The sequence below is a fragment of the Sphingomonas sp. CROZ-RG-20F-R02-07 genome, from assembly GCF_022662335.1.
Lineage (GTDB): Bacteria > Pseudomonadota > Alphaproteobacteria > Sphingomonadales > Sphingomonadaceae > Sphingomonas.
The window spans coordinates 1-13,661 of sequence record NZ_JAKNQJ010000019.1; the positions used below are offsets into that span (position 1 = coordinate 1).

The 13,661-nt window shown below is 66.4% G+C and carries 13 protein-coding genes and 2 pseudogenes; 6 read left to right on the forward strand and 9 right to left on the reverse strand.

The window, feature by feature from the left end; genetic code table 11:
• A partial coding sequence (locus L8H00_RS17150; protein WP_242098527.1) for a hypothetical protein occupies positions 1–279 on the reverse strand: 279 nt, incomplete at its 3' end.
• Between L8H00_RS17150 and L8H00_RS17155 the strand changes: the two are divergent.
• From L8H00_RS17155 to L8H00_RS17170, 4 genes and pseudogenes are all read left to right on the forward strand, one after another.
• Positions 226–339, forward strand: a pseudogene (locus tag L8H00_RS17155) (IS5/IS1182 family transposase); the annotation flags it as partial. The gene L8H00_RS17150 and the pseudogene L8H00_RS17155 overlap by 54 nt on opposite strands.
• A gap of 202 nt (positions 340–541) precedes the next feature.
• Positions 542–904 (forward strand): transposase, encoded by a 363-nt coding sequence (locus L8H00_RS17160; RefSeq protein ID WP_242098528.1) that lies wholly within the window; start codon positions 542–544, stop codon positions 902–904.
• The gene (gene tnpB, locus L8H00_RS17165) at positions 901–1,248 is read left to right on the forward strand and encodes an IS66 family insertion sequence element accessory protein TnpB (protein ID WP_242098529.1); all 348 of its coding nucleotides are present in this window, start codon (positions 901–903) and stop codon (positions 1,246–1,248) included. The genes L8H00_RS17160 and tnpB overlap by 4 nt, the downstream gene beginning before the upstream one ends.
• Before the next feature lie 109 nt (positions 1,249–1,357).
• Positions 1,358–2,755: pseudogene (locus L8H00_RS17170) on the forward strand (IS66 family transposase); the annotation flags it as partial.
• Between the two features lie 172 nt (positions 2,756–2,927).
• Here the strand turns inward: L8H00_RS17170 and istB are convergent.
• The 3 genes from istB to L8H00_RS17185 form a co-directional block, all read right to left on the reverse strand.
• Positions 2,928–3,668 carry an IS21-like element helper ATPase IstB gene (gene istB / locus L8H00_RS17175; RefSeq protein WP_242098556.1) on the reverse strand — a complete coding sequence of 247 codons (741 nt, stop codon included), beginning with the start codon at positions 3,666–3,668 and terminating at the stop codon, positions 2,928–2,930.
• A gap of 10 nt (positions 3,669–3,678) precedes the next feature.
• Positions 3,679–5,205, reverse strand: a complete 1,527-nt coding sequence (gene istA / locus L8H00_RS17180; RefSeq protein WP_242098557.1) for an IS21 family transposase — start codon at positions 5,203–5,205, stop codon at positions 3,679–3,681.
• A 573-nt stretch (positions 5,206–5,778) separates the two neighbouring features.
• The gene (locus tag L8H00_RS17185; protein ID WP_242098530.1) at positions 5,779–6,621 is read right to left on the reverse strand and encodes a helix-turn-helix transcriptional regulator; all 843 of its coding nucleotides are present in this window, start codon (positions 6,619–6,621) and stop codon (positions 5,779–5,781) included.
• 218 nt (positions 6,622–6,839) lie between these two features.
• Here L8H00_RS17185 and L8H00_RS17190 point away from each other — a divergent pair, with 218 nt between their 5' ends.
• Together L8H00_RS17190 and L8H00_RS17195 are read left to right on the forward strand one after the other, a co-directional pair.
• Positions 6,840–7,292, forward strand: a complete 453-nt coding sequence (locus L8H00_RS17190) for a hypothetical protein (RefSeq protein WP_242098531.1) — start codon at positions 6,840–6,842, stop codon at positions 7,290–7,292.
• 51 nt (positions 7,293–7,343) lie between these two features.
• Positions 7,344–7,562, forward strand: a complete 219-nt coding sequence (locus L8H00_RS17195; protein WP_242098532.1) for a tautomerase family protein — start codon at positions 7,344–7,346, stop codon at positions 7,560–7,562.
• 130 nt (positions 7,563–7,692) lie between these two features.
• On the opposite strand, the gene L8H00_RS17200 is transcribed toward L8H00_RS17195, so the two are convergent.
• From L8H00_RS17200 to L8H00_RS17220, 5 genes are all read right to left on the reverse strand, one after another.
• Complete coding sequence (locus L8H00_RS17200; RefSeq protein WP_242098533.1) at positions 7,693–8,658, reverse strand: nitronate monooxygenase family protein; 966 nt, start codon at positions 8,656–8,658, stop codon at positions 7,693–7,695.
• Positions 8,655–9,533, reverse strand: coding sequence for a nitronate monooxygenase (locus L8H00_RS17205; protein WP_242098534.1), 879 nt, complete (start codon positions 9,531–9,533; stop codon positions 8,655–8,657). Before L8H00_RS17205 ends, L8H00_RS17200 begins: the two co-directional genes overlap by 4 nt.
• A 69-nt stretch (positions 9,534–9,602) precedes the next feature.
• Positions 9,603–10,373 carry an enoyl-CoA hydratase/isomerase family protein gene (locus L8H00_RS17210; RefSeq protein ID WP_242098535.1) on the reverse strand — a complete coding sequence of 257 codons (771 nt, stop codon included), beginning with the start codon at positions 10,371–10,373 and terminating at the stop codon, positions 9,603–9,605.
• Positions 10,370–12,109 carry an acyl-CoA dehydrogenase gene (locus tag L8H00_RS17215; RefSeq protein ID WP_242098536.1) on the reverse strand — a complete coding sequence of 580 codons (1,740 nt, stop codon included), beginning with the start codon at positions 12,107–12,109 and terminating at the stop codon, positions 10,370–10,372. The genes L8H00_RS17210 and L8H00_RS17215 overlap by 4 nt, the downstream gene beginning before the upstream one ends.
• Entirely contained in the window at positions 12,102–13,649 is a 1,548-nt protein-coding gene (locus tag L8H00_RS17220) for an AMP-binding protein (RefSeq protein WP_242098537.1), read from the reverse strand. The genes L8H00_RS17215 and L8H00_RS17220 overlap by 8 nt, the downstream gene beginning before the upstream one ends.
• Positions 13,650–13,661 lie beyond the last annotated feature (12 nt).

Below are 13,661 nucleotides of genomic sequence, written 5' to 3' on the forward strand. Positions count from 1 at the left end.
GTAATAAGTCTGGGTACGAAAGCAACGCTCGACCATCGAGAATCCGTCCAAACGGGCGCGACGATCGATGCCTGCGAGCGCATCGCTCAAGACCAGCATCGCGCGGGTGTTCGCGATCGGCGATCCTCGTTCAGGCTCCACGAAACGCGTCCCCACTACGGTTGGAAAAGGAATCATGGTCGTTGGACAAATGCATGTAGCTTTGGCGGCGGAAACGGCTAGCATCGGCGGCTTGTCAAAGACTACGAGCGCTATGCCGAAACACTCGCCGGCTTTCATGTCGTCGCTTTCGCCTGCCTCATGATGAAACAAGCCGCTGCCCTCGCCGCAGGTTCATAACAGCCTCTAGGGCGAGCTTTGGACTCAGCATGGCGGGGGTTTGCTATCGAATGATTAGCATGGCGACAGTAAGCGTGTTCTGCGGGCCGCCTTGCCTGTTCAGCCGTAGCCGGGATGTTGGTCGCCTTTGACGAGGGCGATAGCGGTGCGGGAAGTGTTCGGGTCTGAGACTGGTCATACGAGCACTCGTACGACTGGTCGGGTGGAGGTGGTCGGCCGGGTGTCGGGCCGGCGGAGCTGGTCGGACGAGGAGAAGCTGGAGATCCTGGCCGAGGCGTTCCGGCCGGGGGTTCGGGTACGCGATGTCCTTGAGCGACGCGACCTGTCGAGCGGGCTGGTATACACGTGGCGCAAGCAGGCGCAGTTGGGCAAGCTGGGCGGCATAGCGCCCGCGCTGCCGACATTCACCGAGGTGCGTGTGGCCGAGGTCGCTGCACCTGCACTACCGCCGGCAACGCCCACGCCCGGCCTCATTCGCATTGAGTTGCCGGGTGGTGTACGGGTGAGCGTGGACGGCTCGGTGGATGCCGGCGCACTGGCGCGGGTGCTGGCGGTGCTGCGATGAGCCCGACGCCGTTGCCGACGCGAGTGTTCCTGGCCTGCGGCGCGACCGACATGCGCAAGGGCTTCGACGGGCTGGCGGTGCTGGTGCAGCAGGTGCTCGCTGAGAACCCGCATTCCGGCGCGCTGTTCGCATTCCGGGGCAAGCGCGGCCACCTGGTCAAGCTGCTGTGGTTCGACGGACAGGGGCTATGCCTGTTCTCGAAGCGGCTGGACCGCGGACGCTTCGTCTGGCCGGTGACTGCGACGGGCGCGGTGACGCTGACGCCGGCGCAGCTGTCGATGCTGCTGGAGGGCATCGACTGGCGTCGCCCCGAGCGCACGTTTGTGCCAACACTGGCGGGATGAAAACGGCGGTTTTGCGTCGCTTTTGCTCGCCCGTCGGCATGCGATCTGCTATGCAATCCCCGTGTCGGCAGCGCCCGCTATCCCGTCTGATACCGCCGCGCGGATTGCCGTGCTGGAGGCCTCGCTTGCCCGGGCCAATGCCGCGCTCGCCGCCCGTGATCTACTCATCGACACCCTTCGGGGGCAGATCGCCCGGCTGCGGCGGATACAGTTCGGCGCCTCGTCGGAGAAGCTCGGCCGCGAGATCGAGCAGCTCGAACTGGCGCTGGAAGAGCTGGAAACGGAGCGGGATGTTTCCGCAGTCGAGACTGCCGCACCCGGCGTAGCGCCGCGACCGGCGCCGGTCCGCAGCCTGCCCGGTCACCTGCCGCGCGAGGAGGTCGTCCACGAACCCGCATCCGGCGCCTGCACCTGCCCGGACTGCGGCGGCACGCTGCGTCTCCTCGGCATGGACGCGCACGAGATGCTCGACGTCGTGCCGGTGCGCTGGCGGGTCGTGCGCGACCTCCGCCCGAAATACAGCTGCCGGCATTGCGAGAAGGTCGTCCAGGCACCGGCACCGGTCGGCGCCGTCGCGCGCGGCAAGGCGACGTTCGCGACGCTGGCGCACATCGTCGTTTCGAAGTTCGACCATCATCTGCCGCTCTATCGCCAGGCCGAGATGATGGCGGCGCAGGGGCTCGACATCGACCGCTCGACGCTTGCCGGCTGGACCGGGCAGGCCGCTGCGCTGCTCGACCCGGTCGTCAGCCGTATCCGTGATGCGGTCTTGGGCGCCGACAAGATCCATGCCGACGACACCCCGGTGCCGGTGCTTGACCGGCCGTGGCAAGACCGCGACCGGGCGGCTGTGGGTATACGCGGCCGATGACCGCGCGTCCGGCAACACGGCGGCGCCCGCAATGTGGTATCGCTTCACGCCCGACCGCACCGGTGCTCATCCGCAGGCGCATCTCGCCGGCTTTCGCGGCTTTCTCCAGGCCGATGCCTATGCCGGCTACGACGGCCTGTACCGCAGCGGCGTCACCGAGGTGGCGTGCTGGGCCCACTTCCGGCGCAAGGTCTTCGACCTGCACGAGCGCATCCCCACGCCGCTGACCACCGACGTCCTGGAGCGCATCGGCGCGCTCTACGCCGTCGAGGCCGAGGTGCGCGGCCAGCCGCCGGATGTCCGCCACCGTGCCCGGCAGGACCGAACCAGGCCGCTGGTCGACGCCTTGCGCGAGGTGCTCGACGCTGCCCTTCGCCGCCTGTCGCCCAAGTCCGATATGGCCAAGGCCATCGCCTATGGCATCAGGCGCTGGCCGGCACTCTGCCGCTTCCTCGACGACGGGCGGCTGGAGATCGACAACAATATCGCCGAGCGTGCCCTGCGCGGCATCGCAATAGGAAGACGCAACTGGCTGTTCGCCGGCTCCAGGGCGGGCGGCGAGCGTGCCGCTGCGATCTACACCGTCATCCAGACCTGCAAAGCCAACGGCGTCGACCCGCAGGCGTATATCGCCGACGTCATCGCCAGGGTCGCCGACGACTGGCCTACCAGCCGTTGGGATGCTGATTCCGACGAAGCCGCCCCCTCGTTCCGAGAAGATTGCGCTCCTCTGTTCCGAGATGATGTCGCCCCCTTTGGGAGCGGGCTATACCGGCACTGTAGGTTGTTGTTTCGTTCGCGTTCCGCGTCAAGCGGTCGGGTCGGTTTTCGTACGTCTCATGCTGTCGCCATCGAGGTCGAGCCGATGGGCGTTGTGGACGAGACGGTCGAGGATCGCATCGGCGTAGGTCGGGTCGCCGATGACCTCGTGCCATGCTGCCACGGGCAACTGGCTGGTGATGAGGGTGGAGCGTCGACCGTACCGCTCCTCGAGTATCTCGAGCAGATCGTGGCGCGCCAGCGCGTCCAGCGGCTCGAGACCCCAATCGTCGAGGATCAGCAACTGGACGCTGCCAAGCGTCCGTTGCAGCCGGGCATGGCGGCCATCACCGCGGGCAAGCGCCAGGTTGGCGAAGAGCCGTGGCACGCGCTGGTAGAGAACGGAGCGGTCGTCGCGGCAGGCTTTATGCCCGAGTGCGCAGGCCAGCCAGCTCTTGCCGACGCCGGTCGGTCCGGTGATGACGAGGTTGTCGTGCGCGGCAATCCAGTCGCCGGCTACCAGCTTCATCAGCAGCGCGCGGTCAAGGCCGCGGGCACTACGATAGTCGATGTCCTCAGGCGTCGCCTGATGGCGCAATTTGGCGAAGCGCAGGCGAGCGGCGAGCTTGCGGTCGTGTCGGAAGCTCCATTCCCGGTCGAGCAGCAGCGCCAGCCATTCGGCGTGGGTCAGGCGGTCGGACTCGGCATTGGTGGCAAGTTCGCCGAAGGCTCTCGCCATCCCGGCAAACCCCATGCCGGTCAGTCGTTCGAGGGTGGGATGTGGCAACATGGTCGTCTCCTCAGTGGTAATATCGTGAACCCCGGATGTTGGGATGGTCGATGGGCGGACCCTCGGACGGGCGTACGGGAGGCACCTGGTCGAGCTTTTGGTCGAGGATGGATCTGACCGAGCCGTAGCTGCGCGCACCGATGTCGAGGGCGCGGCCGCACGCCGCCTCGACCCGGCCGTGCCCGAAGCTTCGCACCAGCCGCACGATGCCGAGGCAGGCACGAAAGCCCTGCTCGGGATGGGGCCGCTCGGCGAGGATCCGCTCGCACAGCAAGGCGGTGCAGGTGCCGATGGCGGATGCCTCCCTGGCGATGCGCTCCACCGTCCAGTCGGCGAACCGCCGGTGCGACGAGGGCATGTGCTCGGGCGTCGTGGTATGGCGGCCATTGCCGGAACCGCGCATGTGGGCGGCGACGCGCTCGCCCCGGTGGAACAGCTCGATGGTGCGCGCCGTGATCCGTGCCTCGACGGGTTCGCGCGCGAAGCGGTACGGGACCGAGTAGTAGTGGCGCTCGATCTCGACGTGATAGTCGAGCCCGGCCCGCCGGCGCCGCCACTCGGCATAGACATAGGCCTCGGCCGGCAGCGGCTTCAACGCTGGTCGGTCAAGTTCCTCGAACAGCTGGCGGCGGGTCCGGTCGACGCGGCGCAGGACCCGCCGGTCATTCAGGTCGGCGAGTAGTTCGCCGATGGCGGCGTTGAGCTCGGCCAGGCTGTGGAAGGTCCGGTGGCGCAGGCGACCGAACAGCCAGCGCTCGACGATGAGAACGGCCGCCTCGACCTTCGCCTTGTCACGCGGGCGGCGCGGTCGGGTCGGCAGCACGGCACTGTCGTAATGTGCTGCCATCTCCGCATAGCTGCGGTTGACCTGTGGGTCGTACAGGCACGCCTTGATGACCGCGACTTTGGCATTGTCCGGCACGAACAGCGCCGGCGCGCCGCCAAATGCTTCCACCGCCCGCACGTTGGCGCCGATCCAGTCGGGCAATGTCTCGGTCCAGGTCGCCTCCGCATAGGACAGGCTCGATGCGCCAAGCACCGCCACGAAGATGTGTGCGTCGCGAACCTCGCCGGTCAGCCGATCGACGACCACGCCGATCTTGTCGCCGGCATAGTCGACGAACAGTTTGTCACCGGGCGTGTGGTTCTGCCGCATCGTGACCGGCAACTTCATCGCCCAGCCGCGATAGAGATCGCAGAAGCGGCTGTAGCGATACCCGTCCGGATGCGCGGCGATATATTCGTCCCACAGGATCTGCAGCGTCACGTGCTTGCGCTGCATCTCGCGGTGGAGCCGGGGCCAGTCCGGCTCAGGGCATCGCCGAAAGCCGGTCTTGTTGCCCGGCTCGCGGTAGAGCGCCGCTTCCAGCACAGCGTCGCTGACCTCGTCGCCGAGCGGCCATGCCATACCCGCCGCCGCTGCCCGCTTCAGCGTCTCGCGCACCGTCGAAGGCACCGCGCCTACCCGCAGCGATATCGCCTTGTAGCCCAGCCCCTGCTCGGACCGGTATCTCATCATCTCGCGGACACGCCGCATGTTCACCCTTTCCGCCGGCATCGGATGCTCCTTCGGATTGCCCAAAGAAGCGAACCTAGCCCCGTCCGCGGAACCCGACCGACACCGTCCCCCAAGGGGCGACATCATTTCGGAATCAGGGGGCGACTATTCCTCGGAACACGGGGGCGGCATTATTCCGGAATGAGGGAGCGGCTTCCCTCGGAATCAGCAGTTGGGACGAACTCATGCCGTGGAATTGGCGCGTCGCAGAAGATCAGCCCATCGCGCAAGCCGCTTAACCTGCGGCCTTCACGACACGCTTACTGGCGACAGCAGTCCCCGCCATCAGTCCGGTCGCGATCCAGCCGAGGGCAAACAGGTCAGGCGAGGCGAGGACTTTCCCCATCGTTGCGGGTCAAGCCACCACCACCAACATTATCGCCATGATCGGCGCCGTCACCACGCCGTTGAGCACCGCGCTCCAGAACAGCGCCTTGTTGATTCAGAGTGAGATGATGTTCTGAGAATGATAAACTCTTTCTGATAGACTGTTTCGATTGGAAGAAAACTTTTCACCTCATAGAATATAGGCTGACCGCAGCACAGGAACGTTTACAGGACAGTCATGTACGCAGCAAGGTTCAGGCCTAGGTCATCGTTGGCTTGGAAAGTCGAGAACAATACGGTCAGGTCACCGCGTACCGAATGACGCAAGCGCTTGGCACCCGAGCGCGGTGCGCCGATATCATGCTGCCGCCACCACCTCTCGAAGTGCGCACCTTGGGCCTTCAAACGAGCGACCTGCTTCAGCAGGGCCCGATCGTCATCATAAAGATCGCACGTTGTACGGAAGAGCGAGATCATTCGCCGCGCCTCGTCCTCCCAGCCCTCCCCAAACAGGTAGCGGGCGCCTGCGTCGGTCAACATCCAGCCCAGGGTGTTGCGATCGTCGACGGACATCGCGGCGAAGTCCGCCTGGAGAAGGTCGACAGCCGCTTGAGTCCAGGCCACAACGTCCCAGCAGCGGTTCGGCAGGTAGGTCGGCTGCGCCATATCTTTCACAATCATCCGTAGCGTGTCGGGCACGGATGCTGAGCACGCCGAGGATGGCACGGTTCGTCCGGCAAGAGCGAGCAGGTGAAGGCGCTCCGCCTGATCAAGCCGTAACGCGCGCGCGATGCCGTTCAGCGTGGCGAGCGAGGGTGACGCGCCGCGCCTCTGCTCGAGCTTGATGTACCACTCGGTGCTGATTCCGGCCAGGCTAGCCACCTCCTCGCGCCGCAGTCCCGTCGTGCGGCGGCGAGCGTTTCCCAGCCCATCCGTTTCCGGGTTGATCCGCGCGCGGCGCAAGCGAAGGAAGTCGCCCAGCCGCCGATTGCGCTCGCTCTCGTCCATATCCTGACCATCAGCCATATTGGTATTATCGTATCCCTCCCGGTCGTAACCGGGCGACATGATATCGGCTCCGTCAAGGCGAACACGACGGAGGCGAGATGAGCGCAAATAAGACGGCAGCGATGACCGGGACCAGCAAATGACGAGGCGGTCGCCTTCCCCTGGTGATCCCGGAGCAGATGACCGACCGGCAACGGCGGCTGTACAACAGCCTCGCACCGGCCAAGCGAACCGAGGCGGAGCACGGCGGCTTTCAGGCCAATACGTCGGAGGGTGCGTTGATCGGGCCGTTCAACTCATACTTCTACGTGCCCGACATTTCCGACGGCTACATCGCCTGGATCGAGGCGCAGCACGACCATTTGCCCTTCACCCGGGAGGTGCGCGAAGCCGTGATCCTGACGGTCGGCGCGGCGTGTAACGCACCGTTCGAACTCTGCGCGCATCGCGCCGTCGCGCGCTCCGCCGGCCTTGCCCCCGACACGATCGAGGCGCTCGCGACCGGGGCCGCGCCGAAGGCGCTTTCGAAGGAGGGGCGGGTCGCGCGCGACTTCACGCGGGCGCTCGTGATCCGGCACGAGATCGACGACGCGCTCTACGCCGAAGCTCACGCCGTCTTCGGCGATGCCGGACTGGTCGCGACGACTCATCTGATCGGGCCTTACCTGTCCGCGCCGGCCGTCCTGAACGCGTTCCGCGTTCCCGCGCCGGACGGTTCCGTCGCGGCCTGAATGATATGCTTCAATCGTTGGCGAACAGCCTGCATCATCAGGAGGTCATCCGTGCCGCTTTTCCATATATCCATGCGCAAGGGCACGTTCGACGAGTACCGCCGGGCCATCGCCGACAGCGTCCATCAGGGAATGCTGGATTCGATGGGACTGCCGGAGGATGATTTCTTCTCCGTCATTCACGAGCTGTACGAAGCCAACTTCCGCTATCCCGTGAGCTACTGGAACATCCCGCGCACCGAACGAATGATCTTCATCCAGTTCTGGTGAAACGCCCGTGCGGCGGTGACAAAGCAGCTCATCTTCGAGGCGATTGCCGAGAAGCTGGTGGCGAACCCGGACCTTCGCCGCGAGGACATCATCATGAACATCAACGAGCCTGCAGCGGAGACCGAGATAGTCAAGCCAATGCGGCCAAGCGGGCCTTCGCCTCGGCGATGATCCGCTGGATCAAGTCGGCGCAGGTCGGCACGTCGTGGACCAGGCCTTGGCTCTGGCCCGCCCAGATCAGCCCGGCCTCCAAATCGCCTCGTTCCAGCGCCAGCCGACCGTGAGCACCGCGCACCAGGGCCGCCACATCCTCGAATGTCGTATTAGGCCGGGAAAGAATGGCGACCACCTCGTCCGACACGTTGTTCCGAGCCACGCGACCAGTGTTCCGCAGCGAGCGGAAAATCAGGTTCGTCGCCCGCTCGTCGTTGCTGACGATGAACTGCTTGACCGCGGGATGTATCGGAGCCTCGACCGTGGCGCAGAACCGCGTGCCCATGTTGATCCCTTCCGCGCCGAGCACGAGCGCTGCGGCGAGGCCGCGCCCGTCCGCGAAGCCGCCACTGGCGATCACCGGCACGCCGACGCGATCGACCGTGGCCGGGATCAGGACCAAGCCGGCGACGTCGTCCTCACCGGGATGACCCGCGCACTCGAAACCATCAATCGAGATCACGTCGGCTCCCATCCGCTCGGCCGACAGCGCGTGGCGGACAGCCGTGCACTTGTGGATCACCACGATCCCGTGCTGCTTGAACACCTCAATATGCTCGGCCGGATTGCTCCCGGCCGTCTCGACGACGCGGATGCTGCCCTCAATGATGGCCTGACGATATTCAGCATAGGGTGGCGGCGTCACGGTGGGCAGCAGCGTCAGGTTCACGCCGAATGGCTTGTCGGTCAGCTCGCGGCAGCGCGCGATCTCGAGCGCGAGGTGCTCCGGCGTTGGCTGGGTGAGGGCGGTCAGCATTCCCAGCGCGCCCGCATTAGCGACGGCCGACACGAGGTCCGCGCGGCCAACCCACTGCATGCCACCCTGCACGATGGGGTATTCGACCCCGACTAGATCGGTGAATCGGGTTCCGAGCCGGGTCATGCCGCTTCCATCGTCAGGAGCGAGGCCATGTGAGACAGCGTCGCCCGATACTCGCGAACGAGACGGTCGGCGAGCTCGGCGACCGGCACGACCGAGTTAACTGAGCCGACACCCTGGCCGGCGGACCAGATGTCCTTCCAGATCTTCGGGCTTATCTCGTCGGCGACGTTGAAGCCGCCAAGCGGCCTAGTGTGCTCCGACTTGAGCGTCTGGGCGAGGAAGCTCGCCGGCACGCCCGACACTTCCTCGGTGTAGACGATGTCGCTGACGGTGGAGTCGACGATCATCTGTTTCATAGCCTGCGGTGCCATGCTCTCGGCCGTGTTGATGAACACGGTGCCGAGCGAGACGAGATCCGCTCCCGCCGCGATTGCGCCCGCGACGCCCGCGCCGCTGCTGATCCCGCCGGCGACGATCAGCGTCCGACCGGCGAGCAGCGGCTTCAATTCGCCGATGAACGCGAACGGGTTGTACGTCCCGGCATGACCCCCGGCACCGGCGCAGACCGCGATGATGCCATCCACATTCACCTCCAGTGCCTTTCTGGCGTGCCGGATGGTGGTCGCGTCGTGGAAGACCAGCCCGCCATAGGCGTGGATCGCGTCAGTGAACTCGCGGGTAATACCCAGTGCGGTAATCACGATCGGGACTTGATGAGCGATTGTCAGCTCGAGGTCGGCGCTCAGCCGCGGGTTGGTCGGGTGAACGCCGAACTGCACCGCGAAGGGTGCGTCGCCCGCGCGCCGGTGTCGGTCGATGTCGTGAAGCCAGTCGCCAAAACCCTCGGGCGTACGCTGGTTGTATGACGGAAAGCTCCCGATGAACCCGGCCCGGCACGTCTCCAGCACCAGCTCGGGGCCGGATACCAGGAACATCGGCGAGGCAAGGACGGGCAACCGCAACCTTCCGCGTAGCTGTTGGGGCAGCATGGCTATGCTCCTGATTTAGCCGAAGACCGGCGTTCGTTTGGCGCGGAAGGCCGCCACTCCTTCCCGGAACTCGGGCCCGCCAAGGCAGAAAGCCGCGGCGACCTGCTCACTTTGGAGGTAGTAATCCAGGGCGACACTACCGCCCGAGAGCAGGCGCTTGGTCTGGGCAAGCGCGTTGGGCGCGAACGCCGCCAAGCGGGCTGCAAGGGCGAGAGTGTCGTCCTCGAGCCCGTTTCCCGCCAGCAGATCGCAGAGGCCACGCTCCGTAGCCTCTTCCGCGCTCATCGTCCGGTCGTCGAGTATGAACCGCCTCGCCCCTTGTTCGCCGAGCCTGGCGCGCAGGAAGTAGGGCAGTCCCATATCGGGTGTCAGGCCGATGCGCAGGAATGGCGCACTGAACCGGGCGTCCCGCGACGCGATGACGTAATCGCAGGCGAGCGCGAAGCCGAGCGCGCCGCCTGCGCAGGCACCCTGGACGGAGGCAATGGTTGCCTTGAGCGAGCCCGCGATTGCGTGCACGCAGCCGAGCAGGTCGCGGTGAAACGCCCCGAACGCGGCGAGGTCGAGCTGTTCCATATAGTGAAGGTCACCACCGGCCGAGAAGGCGGAACCCTCGCCGGCCAGAATGATGACGCGGACATCCGGATCGGCGTTCGCGTCGTCCAAAGCCGCCTGCAGCGTCGCCCGGACCGCTTCGTTGATGGCGTTTAACGCCTCCGGTCGCGCGAGCGTGATGCGTCGGACGCGCGCGCGAGGCATATCGACCCGGACGGGTAGGCCAGTCATGCGACTCGCTTTCCCACCATAACGGTCGAGCGCAGCACGGCAGGATCAGCCAGCGCCGTCTCGGCGAATGCGAAAGCGGCGGGCAGGAGGTGCCCGAAGAAGAACAGGGCGGTGGCGACACGCGCGCCATCGCTCCTTCCCGACCGCGCGACCTCCACTCGAGCATCGCCGGCCAATATCCACGCGGCGCAGGTGAGAGCGACCATCTGTAGATAGGGTGTCGCCGCGGCGTCGATGCCGAATCTGTCCTGCGCCCGCGTAAGCAGCGCAGCCGTGGTCTGCCTGACGCAGGCTTCGGACTTCGCCAGCCGGTCCGCCAGCTGCGCCAAGACCGCACCGCCCGTGGACCGCAGCGCCTCAATCTCAGAATCCATCCGATCGAACAGCTCCGACGCGGTCGCACCACCGTCCGCCAGCACCTTGCGCCGAAGCAGGTCGAGCGCCTGGATGCCGTTGGTGCCTTCGTAAATGGGCAGGATGCGCGCGTCGCGCAGGTCCTGGGCAACACCGGTTTCCTCGATGTATCCCATGCCGCCATGAACCTGCACCGACAGATCGGCGACCTCGCAGCCGACCTGGGTCGCCCAGGCTTTTACGATCGGGATGAGCAGGCTGGCCATCGCCTGCGCGCCGGGCTCATGCAGCCGATGCGCGCGGTCGAGCTCGGCTGCCGCCAGATAAAGGAGCCCGCGGGCGCCCGCGACCTTCGCGCGCATGGTGGCCAGCATGCGCCGGACATCGGCATGCACGTCGATCGCGACCGGCCCGTCGGCATCTCTCCCCTGGACACGCTCGGCGGCATAGGCCGCAGCGCGACCATAGGCGCGTTGCGCAATGCCGAGCCCTTCCAGCCCGACGCCCAGCCGGGCGTTGTTCATCATGGTGAACATCGCCTGGAGCCCTCGGTGCGGCTCGCCGACCAGATCGCCGATGGCGGGTTCGTCGTCGCCGAACTGCATCACCGCGGTCGGGCAAGCGCGCAGGCCGAGCTTGTGCTCGATCGAGACGCAGCGGACGCCGTTGCGTGCGCCGAGATCACCGCCCGGCTCTACCAGATACTTGGGCACGACAAAGAGCGAAATGCCCCGCGTGCCCTCGGGCGCGTCTGGCAGGCGCGCGAGCACGAGGTGGACGATGTTGTCGGCCAAGTCATGTTCACCGCAGCTGATGAATATCTTCTGGCCAACGATCGCATAGCGCCCGTCTTCCGTCGGCGCTGCCCGCGACCGTACCTGCGACAGGTCGGAGCCCGCTTGCGGTTCGGTCAGGTTCATGGTGGCGGTCCACTCGCCGCTCACCAGCTTGGGCAGATAGGTTTTGCGCTGTACGTCCGTGCCGTGGGCGAGCAGCAGCTCCACCCCGCCGAGCGTCAGGAGCGGGCACAGGCCGAAGGACAGGTTAGCCGCGTGCCAGATCTCTCCTACAGCATTGGCGAGCAGCAGCGGCAGGTTCTGCCCGCCATACGCCTCCGGGGCGCCCAGCGACGTCCAGCCTCCATCCCGCAAAGCGCGATACGCCTCGACCCAGCCCGCGGGCGTTCGCACACCGTTCGCCGTCCACGTACAGCCCTCGACGTCTCCCGGTCGGTTGAGCGGCGCGAGCACACCGGTCGCGAACCCGGCTGCCGCCTCGAGGATGGGCCCGGACAGTTCTGCGGCGTCGGGATCAATGGCCGCGAGGCCAGCGCGCTCGAGCGCAAAGGCGATGTCGTCGATCGGAGCCTGGAACTCAGCCATGCGTTACCTCTGTTTCTGCAAGCGCGGCCTGCTCGTGGAGGCGGCGCAGCAGCTTCTTGTCGATCTTGCCGATCGCCGTCATCGGCAGCTCGCGGACGATTTCGACCCGTTTGGGTGCCTGGATCGAGCCCTTGCGCTCCTTCACGTGGCGGATGAGCGCATCGGACGTACAATCCTCGCCCGGCCTGAGCACGACGAAGGCGGTCACCGCCTCGCCCCAGCGAGGATCGGGGAGGCCGATCACCGCGGACACCGCGACCGCGTGATGGGCCGCCAACGCATCCTCGACCTCTCGGGAGTAGACGTTGAACCCGCCGCTGATGATGAGGTCCTTTTTGCGATCGACGATGAAGAGGAACCCCCGATCGTCGCGTCGGGCGATGTCGCCCGTGCGCAGCCAGCCGTCGCCCAGCGTTTCGGCGGTCTGTTCGGGCAGGTTATGATACCAGTCGAGCGCGGCCGGGCTGCGAACGCAAATCTCGCCGGTCTCGTCGGGACCCGCCTCATTCCCCTGCTCGTCCAGCAGGCGCACCTCGCAGGACGAGGCGGGGAAGCCGCACGAGGAGAACAGCTCCGGACGAGCAAGGTCGTGGTCGGCCCGACCAAGGATGGCGATCGGCAGGCATTCGGTCTGGCCATAGCCCTGCGAGAACACCGGGCCGATCCGCTCCAGTCCTTCGGCCAGTCGCGCTGGCGACATGGGCGCCGCACCGTAGTGGAGCAGCTCGAGACGGGACAGGTCGGCCGCGTCCAGACCCGGCGCGTCGAGCAGCGCGTAGATCATCGAAGGGACCAGGAAGGAGGTGTTGATGCCCTCGCGCGGGATAAGGTTGAGAACCTCATCGATATCGAAGCCGCGCAGCAGGTGAGCGGTGCCGCCCAGGCGCAACGTCGGGATGATGAACGTGCCGGCCGCGTGACTGTTGGGCGCGATGCCAAGATATTGGGGGGTCGCCGGCCACTCCCAATCGGCGAGCGGTGCGTGAACCGCAAAGGCCGCGGCAGCGCGGTGGCTCCGCACCGCGCCCTTGCTGCGGCCCGTCGTGCCTCCCGTATAGTGAATGGTCGCGACCGCGTCGGGATCGGCGAGGTCGCGTACCGTTGCCGCACCTTGAGCTGCGGCCTGTTCGACCAGATCGGGCGCGAAGCCCGATCGTCCCAGCGAGAGCAGGGCGACCGATCGCGGCAACAGGCCGTGGAGGGCTTCGCCGCGGTCGGCATGGCCCGTCGCATCGACCAGGAGGCAAGCGGCGCCGCTATCGGCTACCTGGAACAGCTGGTCGTCGAGGGACGCCTTGGGATGCAGCCAGGTGATGCCAAGGCCCGACGCTTGCGCGGCGATCCCGGCGCACCAGGATTCCGCCGAATTGTCGGACAGGATCGCGATCATCGCTCCCGGCGGCAGCGCCATGCCGGCAAACACCGCCTGCATGCGCCCGATCAGATCGAGCGCGCCGCGATAGCGAAGCCGCCCGCCCGGCCAGGCAAACGCAACCCGCTCCGGATAGCGGGTAAGCGCGGCCAGCGCCTGTCCGCTCATTGTCAGTCCGCT